The following is a 25,200-nucleotide window of genomic DNA, read 5'->3' as shown; positions in this document are numbered from 1 at the left end:
TTTTACTGTACAGGAAGATAGCAAAAACTTCTCCAAATTATGCTTCTTCTTCCAAATCTTTGTTTTCCTTGGTTACAATAGCAATAAATTCGTCTAGGGTTACTTTCTTAGGCGACATTTTTACACCTTCTTTGTAAACAGCTAACATTTTGTCAGTAAAAACTTGGTACGATAAACGATTATACTCTTCTTGGTTGGTCAACGCACTTCCGATAATCGATTGCATTGTTTCTTCTGGGATTGCATTTTGCCCATACATTGCAAGCTGTTCGCGTATTGCTTTTTCTGCCTCTGCTTTTACTTCATCAGCAGTTACCTCGATTTCTTTGGCTTCTGCCAAGCGGCTTTCTATCAATTGATATTTCAAGCTTTTAGAAATTTTTTCTAGCTCATCTTTGGCTTGCTCTTCCGAGGTAATGTTCTCGTTTGAGAATTGCAACCATTTAATCAAGAATTCTTCTGGTAATTCTACCTTTGTATTCTCGATAACTTTCTCTACCACCTCATTCATCAACTGACGATCGGTTTCTTTGGCGTACATTTTTTCTGATTCTGATTTTATTTTATCACGAAAAGCTTCTTCAGAATCTACGCTTCCTTCTCCGTATACTTTGTCGAACAACTCTTGGTCGATTGCTGCATCGGTTATTTTATTGATTTCTTTGATGGTCATAACCAACTCTACTCCTCCATCAACAAAAACTTCTTTTGGTAAGTTGAAAACATTTTCTGCGTTTTCTTCTTCTTCAAAAATTTCTTTGGTGTTGATATCAAACGTATCGTTTACTTTCTTCCCAACAAAAACTTTCTGATCTTTTACTTCATCCATACGGATGTAAGCATTTTTCACAGCGTTTTCGTTTTCTTTTTCTTTCACTTCGACCTTCAATACAGTATTTTCTTCTACCGTATCTACGTTCTCCATTTTACCATAACGTTGAGCAAAGTTTTTTACATATTTATCAACTTCCTCATCACTTACATAGATTTCGTAAGCCGGTACTTCTATAGCTTTCAGATCAACCTCGATTTCTGGAGCAAGACCAATCTCAAAATCAAATGTTAACTGATCGGCATCCCAGTCGATATTATCTTGTGCGACAGGAATCGGATTTCCAAGGATAGAAATTTTTTCTTCGTTGATATAATTATTCAGTTCTTTTTGTAATAATTCATTCACCACATCAAAAATCACTGGTTTTTCGTATTGTTTTTTCACAAAACTCATCGGCACATGTCCTTTTCTAAACCCTTTGATGTTGGCGGTTTTTTTGTACTGTTTCAGCACATCATCTACTTTCTCTTGGTAATCTGCTTTATCAATTGCTACACTAATCACAGCTGATAAATTTCCTGTTGTATTTTTAGTAATATTCATCGTTTGAATTTGGGTTGCAAATGTACAATTTTTTATACAATTTATTAAACCTTATTTATTAATAACAAAAAAACTCAAACTTTCTGTCTGAGTTTTTTATATTTAGAGAATTATTTCAATCTATCCTTCATATTCTGCATAAGAAGGATCTAAAACGAAATCTTCCATGAATTTTGTGGTATAATTTCCTGCAATAAAATCTGGATCATCCATCAATTGCAGATGAAACGGTACGGTTGTTTTGATACCTTCGATATAAAATTCTTCCAAGGCACGCTTCATTTTCTGTATAGCCTCTTCTCTTGTCATTGCTGTCGTAATTAACTTTGCAATCATAGAATCGTAATTTGGCGGTATCGTGTATCCAGCATAGACATGTGTATCTACACGCACTCCGTTCCCTCCAGGAATGTTGATAGACGTAATCTTACCAGGTGAAGGACGGAAATCATTATAAGGATCTTCTGCATTGATTCTACATTCGATAGAATGCATGGTTGGATAATAGTTTTTCCCCGAAATCGGTTGTCCAGCTGCTAACAAAATCTGCTCACGAATAAGATCAAAGCCTGTAACTTGCTCGGTAATTGGATGCTCTACTTGGATACGGGTATTCATCTCCATAAAGTAAAAGTCTCCATGTTTATCTACCAGAAATTCAATTGTTCCTACCCCTTCATACCCAATAAATTCAGCAGCTTTTATAGCAGCTTCCCCCATACGCTTACGCAATTCTTCGGTCATGATAGGTGAAGGTGTTTCTTCTACTAGTTTTTGATTACGACGTTGAATAGAACAATCGCGCTCTGATAAATGACACGCTTTCCCGAACTGATCTCCTGCTACTTGAATTTCAATGTGACGAGGTTCTTCGATCAGCTTTTCCATATACATCCCATCGTTACCAAAAGCAGCAGCGGCTTCTGTACGAGCAGACTCCCATGCACTGAGTAAATCTTCTTCTTTCCAAACAGCTCGCATTCCTTTACCGCCACCACCGGCAGTTGCTTTTAACATAACAGGGAATTTGATTTCACGAGCTATTTCTAATGCTTGCTCATAGCTCTCTAACAAGCCATCTGAACCAGGAACTACAGGAACTCCTGCTGCCTTCATGGTTGCTTTTGCATTGGCTTTATCGCCCATCCGATCGATTTGCTCTGGTGTTGCACCAATGAATTTTATGTTATTCGAAGCACAAATTTTAGAGAAAGTAGAATTTTCTGATAAAAATCCATAACCTGGATGAATTGCATCAGCATCGGTGATTTCTGCCGCTGCAATAATATTGGTCATTTTCAGGTAAGAATCTTTACTTGGTGCTGGACCGATACATACGGCTTCGTCTGCGAAACGTACATGCAAAGAGGTTTCATCTGCTTTAGAGTACACTGCTACGGTTTGTATTCCCATTTCTTTTGCTGTCCGAATGACACGCATAGCAATTTCTCCTCGGTTGGCAATTAATATTTTTTTGAACATAATTTTAATTAGTGAATTAATGGTTTGATGAAATTAGTAATTCTATTCAATATTATCCTATAAATCAGTTTCTATCTTACCAAAATAATATTGCGTGCTAACTAAATTATGCTGGATCTACCAAAAATAATGGTTGGTCATATTCTACAGGCGTAGCGTCATCTACTAAGATTTTTACGATTTTGCCCGAAACTTCTGCTTCAATTTCATTAAAAAGTTTCATCGCCTCAACAATACACAGTACTTTTCCTGGTGCAATGGAATCTCCCACTTGCACAAATGGTTCTTTTCCTGGACCTGCTGCACGGTAAAAAGTACCAATCATTGGAGATTTTACAGTAACCAAATTAGCGTCTTCATCTACTGCTGCTGGGGCTGCTGCCTGCTCTACAGGTGCCGCTGGAATTGTTGGCGCTTGAGCAGCTGGCATTGGAGGTACATATACTTGTTGTACACCAGCCTGTGCAGGTACACTATGCAAGGTTTTTATTTTGATTTCGATATCTTCTTGCTTGATGCTTACTTCTGCAACTTCTGCTTTAGAAACAAACTTGATTAAATTTTGAATGTCTTTAATATCCATACTTGATTTTTTTTAGCCTAACGTTACTTTTCCTTTTTATAAAGTACTCAAATTTATTAATAATAAAAATAAAAAGCTGTCTCTTTTACAAGAAACAGCTTTTTTTTCTTTATCAAAGGATTATTCTGAAACTTCTGTTTCTTTTTCTAATACTACCTTTCCTTTGTAGTATAATTTCCCATCAGACCAGTGCGCTCTATGATATAAGTGAGCTTCACCTGTTGTTTTGTCGATTGCTAACTGCGGAGCTTCGATTTTGTAATGTGTTCTTCTTTTATCTCTTCTTGTGGTTGACTGACGTCTCTTAGGATGTGCCATATCTATCTACTTTTATTTCGTTTATACGTATTTTTATTATTTTTTCTCTCTATTCTCAGAGCTTTAAATCTCTAAGTTTTGCCCAGCGAGGATCGATTTCATCATCATCATCATCATCATCATCATCATTTGTTTCATCTTGTTCTGCTTCCACTTCTTCTATGATATATTGATCGAGAATGGCTAATAATTCAGAATGACTATCGCCATTTTCTACATCGGGATGAACACGCTTGATCGGAATCGATAGTAGAATCAACTCGTACACAATTTGTGCAATATTAATTTGATATTCTTCTCTTGGGATTACCCAAATCTCATCATCCGAATCATCCCATTCTTCACCGAATTTTACCAATAAAAGTGCAGTATTTTTCACTTCTTGCGCATAAGGCTCATTCGTCAAATCGCAATCTACTGTAACCACACCTTGCAAGTCGAAATGTAACTCTAGCATACTCGATTGCTTATCTAGAGTGACTTTCACCGTTACTTTTGGCTCGGTAAAATCTTGCTCGAACTGAAACAAATCAAAGAACGTTTGTGTAATATCAAACTCAAAGTCGGACTTCCCTATGGGTAAACCCGAAAAGATAATATTGTAATTTTTCAACTTATCCATCACACAAAAGGTTTGCAAAGATAATATTTATTTTAATCTATTGAGATAAAATAGGATATTTTTTTTAAAAGTTTTTATTCTTACTCGCTCTCATCACCTTTTTCTACCTTTATTTTCATAGGCTTGAGAACATTTTTTGTCAGTACTTCGTATTCGTTACGTTTTCGGTAAATCTCTACTGCCATAAACAAGGCTTCTCTAAAAGAAGCCTGATTGGCAATTCCTTTGCCTGCGATATCGTAGGCTACGCCATGATCTGGTGATGTACGTACAAACGGTAAGCCGGCTGTGAAATTCACCCCTTCTTCGAAAGCTATTGTCTTGAAAGGCGTCAATCCTTGATCATGATACATCGCTAGAACTGCATCAAACGCATGCAGATTGTGAGGTGTAAAAAAACTATCTGCCGGATAAGGTCCTAAAACTATATGCCCTTGTTCTCGTTTTTTATCGATAATAGGTAACAAAATCTCTTGTTCTTCTTTACCCAACAAACCGTTATCACCTGCATGTGGATTGAGGCCTAAAACCGCAATTTTTGGTTTTTCTATCCCAAAATCGCGAATCAACGAGTTTTGGATTTGCTTAATTTTCTCCTCAACACTTTTGGGTGTAATGTTATGTACAACTTCTTGCAAAGGGACATGTTGCGTTACCAACCCTACTTTTATATCATCTGACACCATAAACATAAGCGGACTCCCGCCCCATACTTTTCCTAAATATTCGGTATGTCCAGGGAACTGAAATATTTCTGATTGTATATTGTCTTTATTGATTGGTGCCGTTACCAACACATCGGCATGACCTTCTAAAACTGCTTCTGCGGCAGCTTTTAACGATTGGTAAGCATGCTCACCAGCTTCTTTGGTCGATTGGCCGAAATGGGTTTCTATAGGATTTTTCCAGAGATTTACAACGTTTATTTTTCCTTCTACTGCCTTGCTTGCATGGGGAATTCCTTGTAAATATATCCGATCTAATTTCAAAATATCTTTATGGAAGTTGAGCAACTTCGTGGATGCGAAAATTATTGGTGTAAAAAAATCGGTGATTTCTTTTTCGGCCAAACTCTTCAAAATCACTTCGGGCCCTATTCCATTATAATCGCCTATGGAGATGGCTATTTTTATTTTTGTAGGATGTTCATTCATAATATTATAATACTTTCTGATATCGAAAGAATTTTTTATAGATTACTACGACTACTTTCCCTCCTAACCATGAGAAGAAAAAGAGTACAGGTAAAAGGATAATTTCGTACCAAAACGGATGATAAGGAGTGAAAATTATATCCAACAAACCGATTAGCAACAGGATAAAACCGATTAGCATTGCATAAGCTAACTTGGCTCTTTTTACCAAAACTGCGGTTACAGTTCCTCCAATCATTGACCCGATACCGGCAGAAATCAACAAAGACCAAAAGAAACCTCTCTCTTGATTGGCTTCTGATAGTCGTGCAAAGTTTTTCACTACATGTCGCCATTCATCAAAAATAAGACCATCCACTTCCCACCCATAAGAGGTAGCAACAAATGTTATGGCCGTGGTAATAAACACAAGGGCAACAACCAAGCCTATAATAACTGCAATGGCGTTTCGTAGGATAGTTCGATCTTTAATCATGATTTTGTTTCACATTGTGCTATCACCGATATTTCTACATTCACATCGCGTGGCAAACGTGCCACCTGTACACATTCGCGCGCAGGATATTGATCGCTCGAAAAATAACCAGCGTATAGTTCGTTCAACTCCGCAAAGTTATTCATATCGCTCAAGAATATAGTAACTTTTACTGCATTATTTATAGACGTCCCTGCTTGAGCTAGAATCGCATTTACATTTTTCATTACCTGATGGACCTCATCGGCAAAAGATGAAGAGACTACTTCACCGGTTTCCGGGTTAACCGGCACTTGCCCCGATACAAAAATTAATCCGTTACACACAATTGCTTGCGAATAAGGTCCGATGGCTTTGGGTGCATTTTCTGTATGAATTACTTTTCTCATGTTCTCTTTTTTATTAGGTTAAAAAATCCTCTTTGTTTATATTCTCTATAAATTTAATTGTCTTGATTAGAATCCTACTGTATTGAATAGTTGATTAGATGATTGTTGTTCGTACTTCACAGCATCACTTAAGATAGACGCTTTTATACCAATAAAGAAATCCCAGGTTTTATACACACCAACCGGAATCCAACTAAAGGTGAAGTTAAAGCTTCGTAAATCACGCGCCAAGCTAATTCTTGTCCCCACCAATTCTTTGTTTACCAAATCATACGTTCCGTTGGCAGAGATTTGCCAATATGGCGATGGAGATACCGAAGCTGTCATAGCCATCGATGCGTTCTGAGTTGCTTCTCGAGACAAGCCTTTGGCGTAAGTATACCCAAGATTTACCCCAAAACTCCACGGAATAAAAAATTGTGCATAATCTTCTTCATCAAAATAGAAAACTTCGTCTAAGATGGTTCCTTGTTTTTTATAATTCTTCGCATCGAATTTTTTCCCACCGAACGTATTATTGTCAAACGTATAGCCTGTGTTGATATTGAAAGCTGAGACTCTGAAAGCTCCCAACTCATCGATTCGGGTTCCGAAACGACTTCCTTCTGCGAATTGGATTTTATAAGGATCAAAAGTAGCACTGAAATTCAGTTTCATATTTCGACCCAAAAGACTTGTAGAACCAGACATCGATATCGGGCTCAACCTAAATTCATCTGCAGCAAAGTTATAGGCTGTACTAAAATTTAGATAATCGAAAATCTTGATTTTTCGGTAACCCGACTTTTCTTTTTCGTCCCGAACTTTCAGTTCTAGATTATTCGACAGCGAAAAATTCAATGCATTTGTCACTTGTGTATTCGGGAGGCCATATAAAGTATTCTCGAAAAAATTATAGTTGTGATATTGCAAAGCAGAATTTGCAGAATTGCTATCTGGTTGGCCATAAACTCCTATATATTTAGCACCGGTATTTGGGCTAAAACTATAACCAAATGATGGCGTAAGAACATGGCGAATACCCTGTATCTTAGCGTCTTTATCTTTGGCTAACCATGTCCCATACAAACTTGTACTTACACTTGCCGACGTGTTTATATTCCCATAGCGATAAAAACCATTCAATCGTTCTGCAATTACCGTTTCCGAGTTTTCGTCCCAATATTTTCGGGTATTGTTCAACGCCCAAACTTCGTGATAATTTGCTGAAAGTGTTAACGGGAAATAATTGGCCAAGGTAACATTGGTTGATAAATCTACCTTATGCTGAACACCTGTTCGCATTTGTTCTCTCCACATCACATCGGTGAAAAAAGTATCATCAGTCGTCCCAATTTGATTGGCAGCACTCAAGCCATAAGTTACAGCAAGATTATGCAACAAACCTTTTTTAGGACCTGTTTTTGGTGCAAAAGGAAACTGTCTACTCATATTCATCGTGAAGCGAGGAAGCGTCAAATCGATTCTACCGGTTTGATAATTCTGCGAATGTGATGCATCCAAAGTCATCGTGATGGGTAAATTTTCGAAAGATTTGCGCAAACTAATATTCGAGTTTGCAGTGTTGTTGTAAACATCTCCACTTAGATAATTTGAGTTTCGAATTGATTGCTGATAGTACTGACTACTCGAAAAGTTTACACTCGCACTGAAGTTGAAGTATGGATTTGATTTCTGATCTTGCGAATGTTGCCAACGAATATTATATAATTTCGATTGTGTAAAAATGTTTCTCGGATCCCTAATTCCTCCTGGTGTATCAGCATTTAAGCCTTTGATTCCTGTTATCCGATTTTCGTAACTCCCTGCAAAACTACCCTGAAACCGATAATTTACTTTATATCGGCTCATCAAGTTTACTCCCCAGCTTCCTTTGGTGTAGAATCTAGTCTGAAGTTCGAGGTCGAGATATTCGCCAATAGGCATATAGTACCCTAATCCATCCAAATAAAAACCAACGTCTGCACGTTCACCGAATGATGGCAACAAAATACCTGCAGCCCTTTTACTACCCATCGGGATATAGGCAAATGGTAATGCCAATGGTGTAGGGATATCATAGATTCGCATATTCGTTGGGCCAGTGATCAAGAGTTTTTCTCCCTCTTCTTTTTTATCGATGAGTTTCCCTCTTGTCGTTCGCAAAACATAATCGGGCTCGTTGGTTTTTCCTTCCTTGAAAAAAGTATCGGTGGTATAGTCGGCCCGAGAAAGATACATTACAGAATCGTTGATCCTTTTTACGCGATCGGCTACAATTACTCCTTCATCTTCATTCAAACGAATATTATACGCTATTCCCATCTTGGTTTTGAAATTAACCTTGAAGGCTTCTTGCTCGAACTCATTAGCACCTTGCTTAAATTTTGTACGTTCAGTCACATTGCCAATCGAATCTCTTTTGCCTTCTGCGTACACATCACCAGTATTCCAATCAATTTCGATATAATCGGCTTCGATTTTCATATCCTCATAGTCTACTTTTGCCTGGCGCAACAAATAGGTGATATTTTTCTTGCGATCATGAACTTCGTCATCAGACGACCGCACAACCGTATGCTCTAATTTAGATTTTTTCACTGGAATTATGGTATCGAGTTTGATAGAGTTTTGACTCGATTTTTGTGTATCCATCTCTTGCATTTGCCCATACGAAATGGTACAAACCAAGAAAGGTGAACAAAATATTATATGTTTAAAAGCGTTGCTAAACAAGTTGAAAAGTAATTTTTGTTTTAAATTGCGTCAAAATTAACTAAAAAAACTATCTCACAATATGCGTTATAGAATGATTAACATACAAAAGTATTTATTTTTACTACTATTTAGCTTCGCAATGATTGTTTTTGGTCAGAAAAATTCCAGAAATAATTTTGTGGTTGTCCTTGATGCTGGTCATGGAGGACATGATGCTGGTGCACGAGGCGTAGCCGATCTAGAGAAAAACATTGCCTTAGATGTTACCATGCGATTGGGAAGAATGATTGAGAAAGAACTAAAAGACGTAACGGTTGTCTACACACGTACATCGGATGTTTTTTTAGCATTACACGAAAGAACTGCTATTTCTAATAAAAACAAGGCAAATCTTTTTATCTCGATTCATTGCAATTCGGCAAGCAATACCTCAGCCTACGGTACCGAAACTTTTGTCATGGGACTGAAAAGAATGAACGAAACCGATGAGGTTTCTAGACGAGAAAACTCGGTAATATTCTTGGAAGACAATCAAGAAAAATATACACGCTTTGACCCAACCGATCCAGAAGCAGTAATAGCCTTCGAGATTCAAAATGCAGCTTATAAAGATCAAAGTATTCGATTTGCAGATTTGGTAGAAAAAAACTTTGTAAAAAACAATCGTCATAGCCGAGGAGTAAAACAAAATAATTTTCACGTATTGCGTGGCAATGCTTCACCCTCTGTGTTGATTGAGCTTGGTTTTATTTCTAATTACGATGAAGGATATTACCTAGCATCTGAACGAGGAAAACAAGAACAAACCGAAGCAATTTATAGAGCATTTAAAACCTTCAAAGAAGAGTTTGATCGTAAAATGGGACGTGTTGCAAGCAGTCAACCCGTAGTTGAAAAACCAAAAGAGGTTGAAAAACCAGTTGTAGGTAAAAATTTCAGAATTAAGTTTTTGGTGAGCAAATCAAAATTCTCTCCTACCTCTCCTATGTTGAAAGGGCTTACAGATGTAGAAATTGTACAAGAAGGTGATAATTTTGTCTATTATTACGGGAACACCAACTTACTATCAGAACGAGATGAACTTCTCACTTTTGTGAAAAGAAAAGGATTTCCCGAAGCTTTTTGGGTCGAATTTTCTGATAACAAGAAGTTAGAAGGTAATAAAACTTATCGAATCCAGTTCATGACCTCTAACAAAAAATACCGCGATAAAGATGGAAAATTCAACGGCTTGCAAGATGTCTATCGCATAAAAGAAAGATCATTATTCAAGTACTTTTTCGGACAAGCAAAAACCATGGAGGACGCACAAAAAATACTTAGTGTCGTACAAGCAAAAGGTTTCAGAAATGCTTTCATCGTAACATTTGAGGGTGACAAACCATTGTAATATTGACTGTTTCTAAACAATATTCTTTTAATTTTGTAAAAAAATAAAAAAGTGAAAATTTCTAACGAAGTAAAAATAGGTATCGTTTCACTGGCCACTGTAATTGGATTTTTCTTTTTGTACAACTTCCTAAGAGGAACAAAAGTTTTTTCTACCGGCAGGACCTTCTACGCCAAATACGAGAATGTAAACGGTCTACAAGTAACAAAACCCGTATCTATAAACGGATTAACAGTTGGTAAAGTTGATAAAATAGAAATTGTTGATGGTAAACCCTTAACATTTATCGTAGAGTTTACTATTAATAAAGACATCAAATTCTCTAAAAACACTATCGCACAAATCTATTCTCCAGGCCTGATGCAAAGCTCTGAAATGCAATTGATTTTGGATTATGATGGAGAAATTGCAGAAGATGGTGACTTTTTGAGAGGTGGAGTCAGTGGCGGATTATTAGGCGATATCGGTGGGCAAATAGAGCCCACTCAACAAAAATTAGACACCGTTTTGATAACCATGAACAGAACATTATCGGCTATAGAACGATTGCTAGACAATGACAATCAGAACAATATAAAAATTTTGATTGAAAATCTAAACAGAACGGTAGGTTCTTTCAACGAAACAGCACGATCATTCTCTAGTACTTCGGCCTATGCAAATGAATTAATCAAAGACAACCAAAAAATTATCAATTCTACCCTAAACAATGCCAATTCTATGTTGGCCTCGGCTAAGATTTCTGCAGATAAATTTGGACAAACCGCTGATAAATTAAACAACTTACAATTAGAAAAAACGTTGAATAATTTCGAGGCAGCCTCTGTAAATCTGAAAGAATTAATGACACGCATAGAACGTGGAGATGGGACACTAGGAAGTCTACTCAACGACAGAACCATGTACAATAATCTGAATGAGGCCACAAAAAACCTCAACGATTTAATAATAGACCTGAAACAAAACCCGAATCGATATGTAAACATTTCGGTATTCGGCAAAAAATAATTAAAAACTAGACACTAAGTAAACTTATCAATATGGCTCAGTATTTACCAAACATTATCTTTGCAATCTGTTTGATTGTCGCTGCCACAATCTTTACTATTAATGCCAAAAAACTTGTTCGCAACATACGGTTAGGACAACCTATTACCCGTTGGGACAGACCAAAAGAGCGATGGGCAGTCATGACACGTGTAGCACTAGGGCAAGGAAAAATGACCGTTCGTCCACTAGCAGGATTCCTCCATATTTTGGTCTATATAGGTTTCCTTCTGATTAATATAGAAGTCGTAGAAATTCTTATTGACGGCCTTTTTGGTACACATCGTGTTCTTAGCTTTATGGGAGGATTCTACACCTTTCTCATTGGTTTTTTCGAGGTACTTGCTTTTCTAGTATTAGTATCTTGCTTTATTTTCTTCTTACGCAGAAATGTCGCTCACATAAAACGACTAGTCATGGGAGAGCTAAACGGATGGCCTAAAACAGATGCAAACCTAATTTTGATATTAGAAATGGCCTTTATGCTTGCCCTTTTAACCATGAATGCTACCGATGCTACCTTGCAAGCACGCAATGTTCCACATTATATAGAGGCAGGAGGCTTTCCTATTTCTAGTTGGTTAATCCAACCTTTCTTAACCAACTTCAATACCGATACGCTAATAATTTTAGAACGTATCATGTGGTGGTTCCACATACTAGGAATCTTTTTCTTTGCTAATTATCTTTACTATTCTAAACATTTGCATATTATACTGGCATTCCCTAACACATGGTTCTCGAAACTCGAACCAAAGGCCGAGTTCAATAATTTAGCTTCGGTTACCAAAGAAGTAAAATTAATGATGGATCCCAACGCAGACCCATTCGCTGCACCAGCAGAGGGCGAAGTAGAAGAACCAAGCACTTTCGGTGCCAAAGATATATTCGATCTCAACCAAGTTCAGCTACTCAATGCTTATACGTGTACAGAATGCGGACGATGCACCTCAGAATGTCCGGCAAATATTACAGGAAAAAAACTCTCACCTCGTAAGATTATGATGGACACGCGAGATCGCTTAGAAGATGTATCTAAAATTTTAGACAACAACAATGGGCAATGGGTAGACGACGGGAAAACACTCCTCAACGACTATATCACTACCGAAGAATTATGGGCATGTACCTCTTGTAACGCCTGCACACAAGCCTGCCCTGTCAACATAGATCCATTATCGATCATTGTCGATTTACGCCGCTATTTAGTAATGGAAGAATCTGCCGCTCCTCAGGAATTAAACCTGATGATGACCAACATAGAAAACAACGGTGCACCATGGCAGTTCAATACAGCTGATCGTCTAAATTGGACCAATGATTAAAACCTTATACATTATTTATTAAAACTCAAACGTACATCACATGTCAACAATAACCGTAAAAACAATGGCACAATACATGGCCGAAGGCAAACAACCCGAAGTTTTATTTTGGGTAGGATGTGCTGGTAGCTTTGATGATAGAGCAAAAAAAATCACCCGTGCTTTTGTAAAAATACTTAACCACATAGGCGTAGAATTTGCCGTTCTAGGTACCGAAGAAAGCTGTACTGGAGATCCAGCAAAACGAGCGGGAAACGAATTTGCATTTCAGATGCAAGCCATGATGAACATTGAGGTGCTTAACGCCTACGAAATAAAAAAAATAGTCACCACTTGCCCTCACTGCTTCAACACTCTAAAAAACGAATATCCGTCATTAGGAGGCACGTATGAAGTATTACATCACTCACAATTTCTACAGCAATTAATAGATGAAGGACGCTTAAAAATCGAAGATGGAGAGAAATTCAAGGGACGTCGAATTACCTTCCACGATCCATGCTATTTAGGTCGGGGAAACAATATCTATGAAGCCCCTCGATCGTTGATCGAAAAATTAGATGCTGAATTGGTCGAAATGAAACGTTGCAAAACACGCGGCTTATGTTGTGGTGCTGGTGGAGCACAAATGTTCAAAGAGCCAGAAAAAGGAAATGTAGACATCAATATCGAGCGTACAAAAGAAGCTTTACAAGAATCACCTAATGTAATTGCTACTGGTTGCCCATTCTGTAATACGATGATGACGGATGGTGTAAAACATTTTGAAAAAGAAAAAACAGTTTTGGTAAAAGATTTGGCAGAATTAGTAATGGAAGCCAAGGATCTATAAATCAAAAAAATTAATAAAAAATCGGACTTTGGTCCGATTTTTTTATATCCTAACTCAGCAAAACTTTAAGTAACTTTGTTACTCATCATAAAAACATAAACAAAATGACAATAGCAGATCATGCACGCATCTGGATTTTTCAATCCATGCGAGCCTTTACGAAGCAAGAAACTCAAGATATTAAAAGTGAATTCGATAATTTTTTACTGGATTGGAATGCCCATGGTGCAGCCCTTTTAGCCGAATACGAAATCATCAACAATCAATTTATTATTGTCACGGTAGATGAAGATCAGGTTGAGGCAAGTGGATGTTCGATTGACAAGCTCACCAAACTAATTAAAAATTTAGAAGAAAAGCATCAGTTCGGTTTTCTAGACCGTATGAATGTTGCTTATGAAGTAAATAACAAAATAGAAATTATGAATCTTCTAGATTTTAAAAAAGCAGTAAAAAATTCCGAATTACCTGCAGAAACAATCGTGTATAATAATGGAGTAACAACTTTATCCGATTTTCGTTCACAATGGAAATTACCTCTAAACAAAAGTTGGGCAAAGAATTTGCTACCGTAAAAGAACATATTAGAAAAAAAGAGTAACTTTATTACAACAAAAACAAAATTTATATGAAAGGAAAAGGCTGTCTAGTAAGCGGAATTTTTTTAGCAGCTATCGCTGCAGTAATTCTTTGGGGTGTAAGCAAATACAATAGTTTCGTACCCATGCAAGAAAATGTAAAAGCACAGTGGTCGAATGTAGAAAACACCTACCAAAAACGTGCAGACCTCATCCCGAACCTAGTGAGAACGGTTCAAGGAGCTGCCAATTTCGAGAAATCTACACTAACCGATGTAATCAACGCACGTGCAAAAGCAACATCCAACCAAATAAATATTGATGATGTTGACGATTTAACCCCCGAAAACATTGCTAAATTTCAATCTGCACAAAACGAATTGTCAGGTGCTTTGAGTAGATTATTGGTTACCGTTGAGCAATACCCAACCTTGCGTGCGACAGAAAATTTCCAAAGCTTTCAGGCAGAATTATCGAGCATAGAAGCAGAAATTAATTACGAAAGAAGAAAGTACAACGAAGCAGCCAAAGACTTCAATTCGGTTATCAATAAAGTGCCGAACAATATTATTGCAGGAATAGGAAATTTCAAAGAAAAAGGATATTTCGAAGCCGACGCAGGAGCAGAAAAAGCACCGACAGTTGACTTCTCTGGACAATAAGATGGTAAAGAAAGATAGAGGATTCTTCAGCAAAAAAGAAGAAAAAAAAATTGTCAAAGCAATCGTAAAAGCCGAGAAAAAAACCAGTGGAGAGATTCGGATTCATATCGAGTCTCTACCATCTGAAAATCATTTTGCGCGAGCTATAGAGGTTTTTAAACAATTAGGAATGGAAAAAACGAAAAACCGAAATGGTGTTTTATTTCATATTTCCCCGGCCGACAAAAACCTCACAATCATTGGAGATCAAGGAATTAACGAAAAAACACCCGAAGGCCTTTGGGATGAAATCAACGAAACTGTTTTACATTATTTCCGACAAGAAAAGTTTACAAGAGGAATAATAAAAGGAATCAAGATGACCGGAAAAGCCCTAAAAAAACATTTTCCACATCAAGAAAATGACGAAAACGAATTGCCAAATGAAATTTCTCAAAACTAAATTTTTAAGTTTTCTTTGGGTAATGCTTGCCTTGTTCATCACCCAAAAAACAATAGCACAGCAACCATTTCAACAGAATAATTTTATTACCCCTCAAGAGGTTATTAACAGTAAAACTATACCAAAAAGAATTGTAAATGATTATGGACGAATTTTCGATCCGATGCAGTTACAAGCCTTAGAAAACAAATTGGTTCATTTTGACGATTCTACCTCTACCCAAATTGCCATTGTTACTTTTCGAGAATTAAAAGGTTATCCAATCGAACTTTTGGCAAGTGAAATAGGCGATAAATGGGGTGTTGGCCAGAAAGATAAAGACAACGGAATTGTAGTTTTGATAAGTGATTTGGATAGAAAAGTAACCATTCGGACTGGTTATGGAGCGCAAATTCATATTCCGCCAACAATCGCCAACAATATTATCCAAAAAGACATGTTGCCTTATTTCAGAAATGGCGACTATTATCAAGGTGTAGACAAGGGAATCGATTCTATGCAAAGAGCCTTGAAAGGAAAATATAAAAACGAAAAAACTCCCGAAAATGATCAACTTGGATTTTGGGAAATTTTCTTTATTTTTCTCATAGTCATCATTTTGTTATCCATATTTTCTCGCGGTAATAATTCTGGAGGAAACCGCACACGTAGAAGAAGAAGTTTATTCGACGATGTTGTTATTATGAATACCGGAAGCACCATTTTTCGTGGTGGTGGAGGAAGTTTTGGTAGCGGCTCGGGAGGAGGCTTCGGAGGTTTCGGTGGCGGAAGCTTCGGAGGTGGCGGAGCAAGCGGAAGCTGGTAAAAATAATCACATCCTAACGTCTTATCAACCTTATTTTTAAATCATAAAGTAAGGTTGATTTTTTTATTATTTTTTAATTCGAGTCAACTATCGTAATTTTGACCAATAATCCAAAGCATGTCTGCATTCAATCATTTATTTTCATATCAACGAACCAAAAGCCCTAACGAATCATCAGACCAACGCTCTGCATATCAACGAGATTATGACCGAATAATTTTTTCGTCTGCTTTTCGTCGATTACAAAATAAAACTCAAGTTTTCCCTCTGCCAGGAAGTGTGTTTGTTCATAATCGGCTCACTCATTCACTAGAAGTTTCGTCTGTTGCACGTTCTATGGGGAGCTTAGTCGGGCAGTTTATTGCGAAAAATTATGATTTGAATGAAACGGCTTATGATTTTTATATGCACAGTCTGGCCGATGTACTTTCTTCGGCAGCTTTGTGCCACGATATAGGCAACCCGGCTTTTGGACATTCGGGCGAAGATGCAATAGCTTCTTATTTCGATCGGCACTCGACTGATCTAAAATCTCATTTTACCGAAGAACAATGGACTGATCTTATCTATTTCGAAGGAAATGCAAATGCCATTCGTATCTTAACCCAACAACAAAGTGGCAAATCAGAAGGTGGATTACGCCTCACTTACTCTACGATTGCTTCTATTGCAAAGTATCCTTGTGAGTCGATTGCACGAAAAAAATCGATATTACACAGAAAGAAATTTGGCTTTTTCCAATCAGAGAAAGAAACCTTTCGTCACATTGCAGAAGCGACAAATATGGTGCAAGAGAGTAATCAGCCCATGATTTTCAAGCGGCACCCTTTTGTGTTTTTGGTAGAAGCTGCTGATGATATTTGCTACAATATTATCGATGTCGAAGATTCTCATCGTTTGGGGATAATCGACCATGATAAATGCAAAGATTTATTCCTGAATCTAATTGCATCACTCAATCCCGAACAAATCGAAAAAACAAATTCTAACCTAAAAAACATTAGCGATAAAAATGATCGAATCGCTTATCTACGTGCGAAATCAATCAATTCTCTTACGCAAAAATCTGTAGAAGTTTATCAAAACAACATCGAACTTATCCTGCAAGGAAACTTCGATTATGCATTGTTGGATGTCATTAAAAATGATACAGAGAAAATCACCAAAAAAGTTTTAAGTGAAATTCAACGCTTTTCTATTGCCAATATTTATAATCATCGTTCGGTAGTCGAAATAGAAAATGCAGGATACAATGTAATGTCTGAGTTACTTACACAATTTATTCCGCCAATCCTAAAAGAAGCTCAGGAGCGAAAATCATACGAAAAGAAAGCACTAAAATTGGTGCCTGCGCAATTTATGTATGATGATAAAATGCCCTATGAGCGGGTTTTGGGTATATTGGATTATGTTTCTGGAATGACCGATAATTATGCTACCGAATTGTATAGAAGAATAAAAGGTATCGAAATAGGAATGCATATTTAACAACATGCAAATTTCGTACAAGCCTAGTTTTACTCTTCGATAGAGTAAATCCCTTCTTGTTTATTTAGAAATATAAACTTCTTTATTAATAATTCTATCGTGGGATTCGTATCGAAAGGATTAACAATCTTCATGATTCTTTCTCGATTTTTTATCTGATGATGCAACTCGTAATATCCATAACCAACAAATTTACCCTGATCGATAAAAAAGAAAGCATGTTCACCTGTTTTTCTTCCTTTATCTGACAAAATAAATGTTTCGGTAGGATAATTTGTACGATTTACCAATGCTTCGACCCGTTCATTGTACGTTTTTGGATTTTCTTTTCTTATGCAAGCTCCTTTACACTGCCCCATTTCGTATGAGAAACAAGAAGCCGAAGAAGGCTGAAGCAGATTTATTTTCGGACAAAGATTGTACTCTAAAGTAACTTTTTGCAAAAATTCTAGTGCCGTCTCTTTTCTAGCGAAAGTAAGAATAGGTTCTGCTTTTCGGCCTTTCCCTATTTCTAGACGATGATAAGAACGTTTAGAGGGAATAAAATACAAGCCATAAGGCGTTTTGGATTTGATGATTTTGATATTGAGAAAGGGTTGATTGAGATTGATCTCGTGCACTTCTTTTATCTCTGCTAACAATTCGCTTCCCGTTACTTCATAGGTGATATACTTTGTATAACGTTTTATTTTACTCGACTCGAAATTTTTGGAAGAAAAGTATCGATTCACTCGATAAGCAATATTGCTACTTCTACCTATAAAAATAATATCGTCTAATCGGTTATAAAAGTAAAATAATCCTGTTTTGGTTGGAAGGTTTTCTAAGAGTTTTTGATATTTTTCTTTTACCTTTTTCTCGGTTCTCAAGCCCGATTTTTTTTGGATAATTTTCTCACTATCTTTATCTCTCAACAGTTGAAAAAGTTTCAGTGTTGCACGCGCATCTCCCGATGCTCGATGGCGATCGGTAATCGGTATACCCAAAGCATTCGTTAACTTACCTAGCGAATAAGATTCCATGTTCGGGATTAATTTCTGAGCAAACTCAAACGTATCAATCCAGTCTTTTTCATAATCGTAGCCTAATTTTTTAAATTCTTGTCGAAGCATTCGATAATCAAACTTCACATTATGACCAACCAGAATACAATCTTCTGTAATTTCGACAATTCTCTTGGCTATTTCATGAAATTTTGGAGCAGTGAGCACCATTTTATCAGTAATATTGGTCAGCTTCTGCACGAAAGGATCTATTTTCCTCATAGGGTTTACCAATGAAATAAACTGATCCACAGTCGTTTGACCATCGTACCGAAAAATTGCTATATCGATAATCGACTCCTCTCCTACCTTGCCTCCTGTGGCTTCTATGTCTAATATTGCAAACACCTTATTTTTTACCTTTCATTGCACTCATCAACAATTTCATTCCCCAATCGATTAATTTTCGAGTGGCTGTCCTACTTACATCACGTGCCATCCGACTATCGGTCCACGAAGTTTGTTTCGGAGCTGTTGTTCTTCTTGTAGCAGGGATTGGTTTGGGAGCATTTTTTTCTGCATTGGCTTCTGTAAGTCGTTCACTCAACATCTCATGTGCACTGTGTCGATTGATAGAGTTTTGATATTTACTTACCAATTTAGAGTTATTGACCAATTGACTAATTTCGTTTTCGGTAAGGATATCCATTCTAGAGTTTGGTGAACGCATATACGTATAAGCCAAAGGTGTAGGTATACCTTTCTCGTCCAAAGCTGTTACAAACGCTTCTCCAATACCTAATTGAGTTATAACCTCGTCTGCTTTATAATAGGTAGAGATAGGATAGTTTTCGATGGCTTTTTGAATTTCTTTTCGATCTTTGGCTGTAAAACCACGCAAAGCATGTTGTACTTTTAGTCCGAGTTGGCTAAGTACGCCATCTGGAACATCACCCGGGACTTGGGTTACAAAAAATAATCCTACACCTTTCGATCGAATTAATTTTACCATCGTCTCTATTTGGTTGAGCAATGTTTTCGATGCTTCCTTGAATATAAGGTGGGCCTCATCAATGAAGATTACTAATTTCGGTCTGTCAGAGTCTCCTTGCTCTGGAAATTGAGAATAGATTTTATTCAATAAACTCAACATAAAAGTAGAAAACAAATTCGGTTGATTTTGGATATCGGTTAATCGTATAATATTCACGGTTCCTTGTCCATTGTTTACTTGTAATAAATCTTGTACATCGAAACTTGGTTCACCAAAAAATTTTGTAGCTCCTTGTTGCTCTAGTCCAACAATTTTTCTGAGAATTGCTCCTAGAGAAGCAGGTGATATTGTACCGTAATTAGAATTTAATTCTGTTTTCCCTTCGGGTGTATCGGTTACATATTGCAGTACACGACGCATATCTTCTAAATCAATCAATGGGAGATTATTATCTTCACAATATTTAAAGATAATGGAGATAATACTTGATTGTGTTTCATTCAATTCTAAAATTTTACTAAACAAAACCGGACCAAATTCTTCGATCGTTGCTCGAAGCTTCACCCCTGGCTCATCGCTAATAGAGAGTAACTCGCTTGGTGCAGCTTTGGCTACATACGGCAACCCCAAAACCTCGTGTCGTTGCAGAATTGCTTGGTTATGCTCATCTCCTTTGGCTGCGATCCCAGATAAATCTCCTTTGATATCCATAAGCAATGTGGGAACACCTTTTTCTGATAATTGTTCTGCTATGATTTGCAAAGATTTTGTTTTTCCGGTTCCTGTTGCTCCACCAATCAAACCGTGACGATTCATGGTTTTTAGGGCAATAGAGATTTCTGCCTCAGGAACTACTTCTCCGTCGAGCTTGGCTTTTCCTAATATTATTTTATCACCTTTGTACTGGTATCGCGATTGTATTTCTTGTATAAATGCTTCTCTGTTCGACATGTTATTAGGTTTTAAGGTAATTGATATTGTACGATAACGGGATAATGATCAGAAAACTTTTTTCGGATAATCTTTCCATCAATAGGAATAAATTCTTTCGAATGAAACAAATAATCAATCCGAATCGGAAAACGAAAACCATGAAAAGTCGTCGCATTTCCTTTTCCTACTTGCAAGAAAGAATCATACAAATAGGCATTTAGTTGTTGATATTCATAGGATGCGGGTGTGGCGTTCAAGTCACATCCTACCAATACAGGATACGGACTTTTGGTGATATATGGCATAATTTCTTTGAGTTGTTTTTCATGCATCAGCATTCCTGCAATCAACTTATTTTCTATTTTTTTTGTTTTCTCTTCTACTTGTGCAGAGTTTTCGGCTTCGATAGTCGATTTCACTAGATTTTTATCAACTCCCATCGTTTCCATATATATATTTACCAAACGTATTGTGTCTTTCCCTGTATCGATATCTGCATAAGCGGCAGTTCCTTTATTATTTTGAGTAGGAAAATTTATTTGTTTGGTTTCTATAATAGGATATTTACTAAAAAAAGCTATTAAGCCGTAATGTTCGCTATAATAGGACTGTAATTCTTTTTCTATTGATTTGAAGTTCTTTTCGTATGCTTCTTGAAACATCATTATATCTGCCAAATTTTTGGCTATAAATTGATCGGTTCCATCATCCCGAATGAAATGTGCGTTATACGACATCACACTGAGATTTGGTTTTGCGTTAGACTTCTTTTGGAATAAGCCTATCGGATAAGAATAAGTAAAAATATTGAGTACACCAAAAGATGCTACCAACACAATTAGGGCATATCGCCAACTAACGATAAGCCAATACCCGACAAAAAGACATGCAACAAGAAATATAAAAGGATAACCAATAGAAATAAAATTGAAATAAGGGATTTCTGAAGGTGCAAAAAAACGATTGAGATAAACAGAATATGCCATTAACAAAAATACCCCATTGAAAAACAAAAGGAATTTATTGAAAAAATTTAACTGAAAGCCTTTTCCTTGTTTCATCGTCCTTCTCTAAATAAAAAATCTTTCTCTTCTTTGGTCAAACTTTCATAACCCGAACGAGAAATTTTATCGAGAATTGCATCTATTTTTTGTTGTTTAGCTACTTTTTGTGCGTTAAACTCATAGTCTTCTCGAGATTTTTTTTGCTCGTTTGGTTTGTTTGTTGTTTGATTGGTATAGGTTTTAAAGGTAGTCTTTTTCTTCTGATTGAAGAAATTTCTTATTTCTCTAATTCGTTGTCCTATAAAATCATTTCCTTTTTCGAATTGTTTCATATACAGATACCCAACAGCAGCTCCTCCAAAATGAGATAAACTTCCGCCAGAATTACGACCATCTATTATCTGATACACATCCAAGCCTAATAAAAAGAAAGCAATATAGAGTATAGGGAAGCTATTGGGGAAAAACAACAATCGAACTGGTATTTTAGGATTATAAGATACCAGACCAAAAAAAGTAGCATATATTGCAGCTGATGAACCTACTAAATAACTTGATCCTGACGAAAAATAACCCGCAAACAAACAGTAGAATAAAGCACCGCCTAAGATTCCAAGAATATAAAAAGTAAGGAAGTCTTGATCTCTAAAATAGCGTAAAAACATGCTACTAATATAATATAACAACAGCATATTGAGGAACAAATGCCATAGTTCGCCATGTAAAAATGCATAAGTAAAAATGCTCCAAGGGTGCTTAATTAATGCATTGGGTTGACTGGAAAGTGCTATAATATTATCGATCTGGAAAGATGGAAAAATTTTCTTTAGTACAAAGCCAACTATCAATATCGTAAAGAAAAAGATAATATTGATATAAATCAATTTCGTTGCGATATTGCCAGACTTATATTTCAATTTCAATTCATCTAATATGCCATTTACCATCTTCTAAATTGATTTTTCTTCCAATTTCTAATGTACAAATAACCTACCAATGCACCTCCTAAATGTGCAAAATGTGCAACAGGATTCCAACTATAATTTGCAATTCCCATATAAAACTCTAAAACGATAAGTATCGGTATAAAATATTTAGCTTTGATCGGAATTGGTAAAAAAATCATCATTAGTTTTGCCTCAGGGTACAGAACTGCAAAAGCGACGAGCAAACCATATATAGCTCCAGACGCACCTACCATTGCTGTGGTATACGCGCTAAATAAATGCACTATATTATCTGCAATAGATTTTGTAAGCTGGATATTATTTAGTTTACTTTCTAAAGTATTCAATTCTTGATTTTTTATATGTACAATTTCTTCACTCGTACCATTACTATGCATAATTCCTTGCCCAGCTTCGTATGCAGAACGTTTGATAAGATCCAAATCTATCATCGATAAAGAATCTTTCACTTCGGTTAACTGAAAATAGGTAGATAAGTTAAATAAAGCAAAACCACAAAAACCAGCCAATAAGTACATTGCTAAGTATTTTTTTGCACCAATTGTTTGCTCTACAACCGAGCCAAACATCCACAAACCAAACATATTGAATAGGATATGTGTAAAATCTGCATGCATAAACATATGCGACAAAACCTGCCAAAATCTAAAGTTGGGCGATTCTGGATAAAAAGCTCCAAAAACCATATCGAGATCCAATCCTTTGCTAGCAAAAATATATTTTGCCAAGAAAAACAGTACATTGATTATCAATATATTTTTAGTGATTACAGGAATTCTATTGAGCATTCGATTAATTTATTTTTTTTTCTATTTCTTGAAGATTCATTTTTATAAAAACCGGTTTTCCGTAGGGTGTAAAATTCGGATAATCAAGCATCAGCAATTGTTGAACCAAAGTTACCATTTGTTCTTTCTTCAGAATTTCTCCTTTTTTTATTGCTGCATTTTTTGCGAAAATTTTAGCAAAAGAAGACTCAAAATCTACACCTTGACTGAAGTCTAGTTCTGCAATAAAATCAGCAAAAATACCGGCCACATGACTTTGATCTACATCGACCGGAATTGCATTGACCAAAATCATTTCTTCTCGGAAACACAAATCAAAACCATAAAGAATTAATTCTTTTTCGATTGTTTTTATACGTTCTATATTCACAGGCGATGCCTCTAACTCGATTGGGAATAATAATTGTTGTGCCAAAGCATGATCTGTTTTGGTTCGCAGAAAACGTTCATACAATACTTTTTGATGCGCTCTATGCTGATCAATAACCAACAATTCGCCCAAATGTTCTACTACCAAATAACGCAAATTCCATTGCAAAATTTGGGTTGGTAATTCAGAATCCAACTCGAACAATGCTTCGGTTGGAGTATTTTCTTGCGTCAAGATTTCACTTTCTCGGTAAAAATCGAGATTTGCCTGGATGGTTGTTGGCGTAGGTTTGGTTTGTGTAAAAGGGTTATCAAACGGATTGTAATCCGAAGAAACCATAATTTTTGGCTCCACGATTGGTTTATCTTTCGGATGATTGATAAAAGCCCACCGAGGATCTTGATCAAAATCAAGAGAAGGAACAACATTAAATTGCCCTAAACTGTGCTTGATTGCCGAACGTAACAGCTGAAAAATCTTGGTATCTTCCTCGAATTTTATTTCTGTTTTGGTTGGATGAATGTTGATATCTATTTTAGAAGGATCCAACTCTAAATACAAAAAATAACTTGGTGTATAACCATTTGGTAGCAAACCTTCGAAAGCATCAGTAATTGCTTTATGTAAATAGGCATTTTTGATGAATCGGTTATTGACAAAAAAGAATTGTTCTCCTCGTGATTTTTTAGCAGAATCGGGTTTCCCTACATAACCTTTGATATTAACGATTTCTGTTTCTTCTAAAATTTCTAACAATTGGGTTTCTATCTTTTTACCAAAAATCTGTACTATTCGCTGCTTCAGATTTCCTGCTTTCAGGTAATAAACATCAGAATTATTATGAATTAACTGAAAAGAAATTCCCTCATGCGCCAAAGCTATTCGTTGAAATTCATCCTGAATATGCCTAAACTCTACTTGATTTGATTTGAGAAAATTACGTCTTGCCGGAACGTTATAAAAAAGATTTTTCACAGAAACAGATGTTCCACTGGGCGTTACTACTGGTTCTTGCACCCGTACATCTCCTCCTTCAATCACCAACAGACTACCCAAGGTTTCATCAGTTAACTTAGTTTTTGCTTCTACTTGTGCTACTGCTGCAATAGAAGCTAGAGCTTCCCCCCGAAAACCTTTGGTTGTGATGTGAAAAATATCTTCGGTAGTGCGAATCTTTGATGTTGCATGACGCTCGAACGCCATACGAACATCGGTCATACTCATTCCCTTTCCGTCGTCTATGATTTGTATCAGACTCCGACCAGCATCTTTTATTAAAACTTTTATTTCGCTAGCGCCAGCATCCACCGCATTCTCCATCAGCTCTTTGACAACCGAGGATGGTCGTTGCACAACCTCTCCCGCAGCTATCTGATTTGCTACATGATCTGGCAATAATTGGATTATATCTCCCATCTATTCTTTTTGGCTTTCGTCCTTAGATAATCTACAAATATACAAACTTATCGACTCTATAAAAAGAGATTACTCAT

24 protein-coding genes are annotated in these 25,200 nt (G+C 36.5%); 9 read left to right on the top strand and 15 right to left on the bottom strand.

What is annotated here, in order from left to right; genetic code table 11:
* Positions 1 to 37: 37 nt before the first annotated feature.
* The 9 genes from tig to HMPREF2660_RS10465 form a co-directional block, all read right to left on the bottom strand.
* Positions 38 to 1,378, bottom strand: coding sequence for a trigger factor (gene tig, locus HMPREF2660_RS10505; protein ID WP_070487103.1), 1,341 nt, complete (start codon positions 1,376 to 1,378; stop codon positions 38 to 40).
* A gap of 120 nt (positions 1,379 to 1,498) precedes the next feature.
* Positions 1,499 to 2,860, bottom strand: coding sequence for an acetyl-CoA carboxylase biotin carboxylase subunit (accC, locus tag HMPREF2660_RS10500; protein WP_013598542.1), 1,362 nt, complete (start codon positions 2,858 to 2,860; stop codon positions 1,499 to 1,501).
* A gap of 106 nt (positions 2,861 to 2,966) precedes the next feature.
* Positions 2,967 to 3,443, bottom strand: coding sequence for an acetyl-CoA carboxylase biotin carboxyl carrier protein (gene accB / locus HMPREF2660_RS10495; protein WP_070487101.1), 477 nt, complete (start codon positions 3,441 to 3,443; stop codon positions 2,967 to 2,969).
* Between the two features lie 120 nt (positions 3,444 to 3,563).
* The gene (rpmF, locus tag HMPREF2660_RS10490; protein ID WP_013598540.1) at positions 3,564 to 3,761 is read right to left on the bottom strand and encodes a 50S ribosomal protein L32; all 198 of its coding nucleotides are present in this window, start codon (positions 3,759 to 3,761) and stop codon (positions 3,564 to 3,566) included.
* Between the two features lie 55 nt (positions 3,762 to 3,816).
* Entirely contained in the window at positions 3,817 to 4,383 is a 567-nt protein-coding gene (locus HMPREF2660_RS10485; RefSeq protein ID WP_070487099.1) for a YceD family protein, read from the bottom strand.
* 80 nt (positions 4,384 to 4,463) lie between these two features.
* Positions 4,464 to 5,537, bottom strand: a complete 1,074-nt coding sequence (pdxA, locus tag HMPREF2660_RS10480; RefSeq protein WP_070487097.1) for a 4-hydroxythreonine-4-phosphate dehydrogenase PdxA — start codon at positions 5,535 to 5,537, stop codon at positions 4,464 to 4,466.
* Positions 5,538 to 5,541: 4 nt separating this feature from the next.
* Entirely contained in the window at positions 5,542 to 6,012 is a 471-nt protein-coding gene (locus HMPREF2660_RS10475) for a hypothetical protein (RefSeq protein ID WP_013598537.1), read from the bottom strand.
* A complete protein-coding gene (locus HMPREF2660_RS10470; protein ID WP_070487095.1) occupies positions 6,009 to 6,401 on the bottom strand; it encodes a RidA family protein in 393 nt (130 codons plus the stop codon). Before HMPREF2660_RS10470 ends, HMPREF2660_RS10475 begins: the two co-directional genes overlap by 4 nt.
* Positions 6,402 to 6,467: 66 nt before the next feature.
* On the bottom strand, positions 6,468 to 9,035 hold the full coding sequence (locus HMPREF2660_RS10465) for a putative LPS assembly protein LptD (protein WP_255356454.1): 2,568 nt from the start codon (positions 9,033 to 9,035) through the stop codon (positions 6,468 to 6,470).
* Positions 9,036 to 9,189: 154 nt separating this feature from the next.
* On the opposite strand from HMPREF2660_RS10465, the gene HMPREF2660_RS10460 reads away from it, so the two are divergent.
* From HMPREF2660_RS10460 to dgt, 9 genes are all read left to right on the top strand, one after another.
* Entirely contained in the window at positions 9,190 to 10,488 is a 1,299-nt protein-coding gene (locus tag HMPREF2660_RS10460; protein ID WP_232013416.1) for an N-acetylmuramoyl-L-alanine amidase family protein, read from the top strand.
* A 51-nt stretch (positions 10,489 to 10,539) separates the two neighbouring features.
* Positions 10,540 to 11,496: an MlaD family protein gene (locus HMPREF2660_RS10455; protein WP_013598533.1), complete on the top strand. Its 957-nt coding sequence runs from the start codon at positions 10,540 to 10,542 to the stop codon at positions 11,494 to 11,496.
* Positions 11,497 to 11,528: 32 nt separating this feature from the next.
* The gene (locus tag HMPREF2660_RS10450; RefSeq protein ID WP_070487092.1) at positions 11,529 to 12,860 is read left to right on the top strand and encodes a 4Fe-4S dicluster domain-containing protein; all 1,332 of its coding nucleotides are present in this window, start codon (positions 11,529 to 11,531) and stop codon (positions 12,858 to 12,860) included.
* Between the two features lie 40 nt (positions 12,861 to 12,900).
* A complete protein-coding gene (locus tag HMPREF2660_RS10445; protein WP_070487091.1) occupies positions 12,901 to 13,692 on the top strand; it encodes a (Fe-S)-binding protein in 792 nt (263 codons plus the stop codon).
* A 104-nt stretch (positions 13,693 to 13,796) separates the two neighbouring features.
* Positions 13,797 to 14,267, top strand: coding sequence for a hypothetical protein (locus HMPREF2660_RS10440; protein ID WP_070487090.1), 471 nt, complete (start codon positions 13,797 to 13,799; stop codon positions 14,265 to 14,267).
* A 53-nt stretch (positions 14,268 to 14,320) separates the two neighbouring features.
* Positions 14,321 to 14,932, top strand: a complete 612-nt coding sequence (locus HMPREF2660_RS10435; protein ID WP_070487088.1) for a LemA family protein — start codon at positions 14,321 to 14,323, stop codon at positions 14,930 to 14,932.
* A gap of 1 nt (position 14,933) precedes the next feature.
* Positions 14,934 to 15,374, top strand: coding sequence for a TPM domain-containing protein (locus tag HMPREF2660_RS10430; RefSeq protein WP_013598528.1), 441 nt, complete (start codon positions 14,934 to 14,936; stop codon positions 15,372 to 15,374).
* The gene (locus HMPREF2660_RS10425; RefSeq protein WP_255356452.1) at positions 15,355 to 16,179 is read left to right on the top strand and encodes a TPM domain-containing protein; all 825 of its coding nucleotides are present in this window, start codon (positions 15,355 to 15,357) and stop codon (positions 16,177 to 16,179) included. The genes HMPREF2660_RS10430 and HMPREF2660_RS10425 overlap by 20 nt, the downstream gene beginning before the upstream one ends.
* Positions 16,180 to 16,296: 117 nt before the next feature.
* On the top strand, positions 16,297 to 17,667 hold the full coding sequence (gene dgt, locus HMPREF2660_RS10420; protein WP_070487086.1) for a dGTP triphosphohydrolase: 1,371 nt from the start codon (positions 16,297 to 16,299) through the stop codon (positions 17,665 to 17,667).
* Positions 17,668 to 17,696: 29 nt separating this feature from the next.
* Here dgt and HMPREF2660_RS10415 read toward each other — a convergent pair whose 3' ends face one another.
* The 6 genes from HMPREF2660_RS10415 to mutL are packed head-to-tail and all read right to left on the bottom strand — an operon-like array spanning position 17,697 to position 25,123.
* Positions 17,697 to 19,058, bottom strand: a complete 1,362-nt coding sequence (locus tag HMPREF2660_RS10415) for an exonuclease domain-containing protein (RefSeq protein WP_013598525.1) — start codon at positions 19,056 to 19,058, stop codon at positions 17,697 to 17,699.
* Position 19,059: 1 nt separating this feature from the next.
* Positions 19,060 to 20,595: a helicase HerA-like domain-containing protein gene (locus tag HMPREF2660_RS10410; protein WP_070487084.1), complete on the bottom strand. Its 1,536-nt coding sequence runs from the start codon at positions 20,593 to 20,595 to the stop codon at positions 19,060 to 19,062.
* Positions 20,596 to 20,606: 11 nt separating this feature from the next.
* Positions 20,607 to 21,638, bottom strand: coding sequence for an endonuclease/exonuclease/phosphatase family protein (locus HMPREF2660_RS10405; RefSeq protein ID WP_070487083.1), 1,032 nt, complete (start codon positions 21,636 to 21,638; stop codon positions 20,607 to 20,609).
* Positions 21,635 to 22,528, bottom strand: coding sequence for a rhomboid family intramembrane serine protease (locus tag HMPREF2660_RS10400; RefSeq protein ID WP_070487081.1), 894 nt, complete (start codon positions 22,526 to 22,528; stop codon positions 21,635 to 21,637). The genes HMPREF2660_RS10405 and HMPREF2660_RS10400 overlap by 4 nt, the downstream gene beginning before the upstream one ends.
* Complete coding sequence (locus HMPREF2660_RS10395) at positions 22,522 to 23,337, bottom strand: rhomboid family intramembrane serine protease (protein ID WP_013598521.1); 816 nt, start codon at positions 23,335 to 23,337, stop codon at positions 22,522 to 22,524. Before HMPREF2660_RS10395 ends, HMPREF2660_RS10400 begins: the two co-directional genes overlap by 7 nt.
* Before the next feature lie 4 nt (positions 23,338 to 23,341).
* Positions 23,342 to 25,123 (bottom strand): DNA mismatch repair endonuclease MutL, encoded by a 1,782-nt coding sequence (gene mutL / locus HMPREF2660_RS10390; RefSeq protein WP_013598520.1) that lies wholly within the window; start codon positions 25,121 to 25,123, stop codon positions 23,342 to 23,344.
* Positions 25,124 to 25,200 lie beyond the last annotated feature (77 nt).

Source organism: Weeksella sp. HMSC059D05 (assembly GCF_001809725.1).
Taxonomy (GTDB): Bacteria; Bacteroidota; Bacteroidia; order Flavobacteriales; family Weeksellaceae; genus Weeksella; species Weeksella virosa.
This window is presented reverse-complemented; position numbering and strand designations above follow the sequence as displayed.

What these genes read in the sequence shown, in the direction of transcription:
- HMPREF2660_RS10435 (WP_070487088.1), top strand. Translation starts at nt 14,321, where the DNA reads ATGAAAGGAAAAGGCTGTCTAGTAAGCGGAATTTTTTTAGCAGCTATC.
- mutL (WP_013598520.1), bottom strand. Translation starts at nt 25,123, where the DNA reads ATGGGAGATATAATCCAATTATTGCCAGATCATGTAGCAAATCAGATA.
- HMPREF2660_RS10440 (WP_070487090.1), top strand. Translation starts at nt 13,797, where the DNA reads ATGACAATAGCAGATCATGCACGCATCTGGATTTTTCAATCCATGCGA.
- accC (WP_013598542.1), bottom strand. Translation starts at nt 2,860, where the DNA reads ATGTTCAAAAAAATATTAATTGCCAACCGAGGAGAAATTGCTATGCGT.
- rpmF (WP_013598540.1), bottom strand. Translation starts at nt 3,761, where the DNA reads ATGGCACATCCTAAGAGACGTCAGTCAACCACAAGAAGAGATAAAAGA.
- HMPREF2660_RS10405 (WP_070487083.1), bottom strand. Translation starts at nt 21,638, where the DNA reads ATGAAACAAGGAAAAGGCTTTCAGTTAAATTTTTTCAATAAATTCCTT.
- tig (WP_070487103.1), bottom strand. Translation starts at nt 1,378, where the DNA reads ATGAATATTACTAAAAATACAACAGGAAATTTATCAGCTGTGATTAGT.
- HMPREF2660_RS10430 (WP_013598528.1), top strand. Translation starts at nt 14,934, where the DNA reads ATGGTAAAGAAAGATAGAGGATTCTTCAGCAAAAAAGAAGAAAAAAAA.
- HMPREF2660_RS10485 (WP_070487099.1), bottom strand. Translation starts at nt 4,383, where the DNA reads ATGGATAAGTTGAAAAATTACAATATTATCTTTTCGGGTTTACCCATA.
- HMPREF2660_RS10465 (WP_255356454.1), bottom strand. Translation starts at nt 9,035, where the DNA reads ATGGATACACAAAAATCGAGTCAAAACTCTATCAAACTCGATACCATA.
- HMPREF2660_RS10410 (WP_070487084.1), bottom strand. Translation starts at nt 20,595, where the DNA reads ATGTCGAACAGAGAAGCATTTATACAAGAAATACAATCGCGATACCAG.
- HMPREF2660_RS10450 (WP_070487092.1), top strand. Translation starts at nt 11,529, where the DNA reads ATGGCTCAGTATTTACCAAACATTATCTTTGCAATCTGTTTGATTGTC.
- HMPREF2660_RS10400 (WP_070487081.1), bottom strand. Translation starts at nt 22,528, where the DNA reads ATGGTAAATGGCATATTAGATGAATTGAAATTGAAATATAAGTCTGGC.
- HMPREF2660_RS10470 (WP_070487095.1), bottom strand. Translation starts at nt 6,401, where the DNA reads ATGAGAAAAGTAATTCATACAGAAAATGCACCCAAAGCCATCGGACCT.
- HMPREF2660_RS10460 (WP_232013416.1), top strand. Translation starts at nt 9,190, where the DNA reads ATGATTAACATACAAAAGTATTTATTTTTACTACTATTTAGCTTCGCA.
- HMPREF2660_RS10445 (WP_070487091.1), top strand. Translation starts at nt 12,901, where the DNA reads ATGTCAACAATAACCGTAAAAACAATGGCACAATACATGGCCGAAGGC.
- dgt (WP_070487086.1), top strand. Translation starts at nt 16,297, where the DNA reads ATGTCTGCATTCAATCATTTATTTTCATATCAACGAACCAAAAGCCCT.
- pdxA (WP_070487097.1), bottom strand. Translation starts at nt 5,537, where the DNA reads ATGAATGAACATCCTACAAAAATAAAAATAGCCATCTCCATAGGCGAT.
- HMPREF2660_RS10475 (WP_013598537.1), bottom strand. Translation starts at nt 6,012, where the DNA reads ATGATTAAAGATCGAACTATCCTACGAAACGCCATTGCAGTTATTATA.
- HMPREF2660_RS10425 (WP_255356452.1), top strand. Translation starts at nt 15,355, where the DNA reads ATGAAATTTCTCAAAACTAAATTTTTAAGTTTTCTTTGGGTAATGCTT.
- HMPREF2660_RS10395 (WP_013598521.1), bottom strand. Translation starts at nt 23,337, where the DNA reads ATGCTCAATAGAATTCCTGTAATCACTAAAAATATATTGATAATCAAT.
- accB (WP_070487101.1), bottom strand. Translation starts at nt 3,443, where the DNA reads ATGGATATTAAAGACATTCAAAATTTAATCAAGTTTGTTTCTAAAGCA.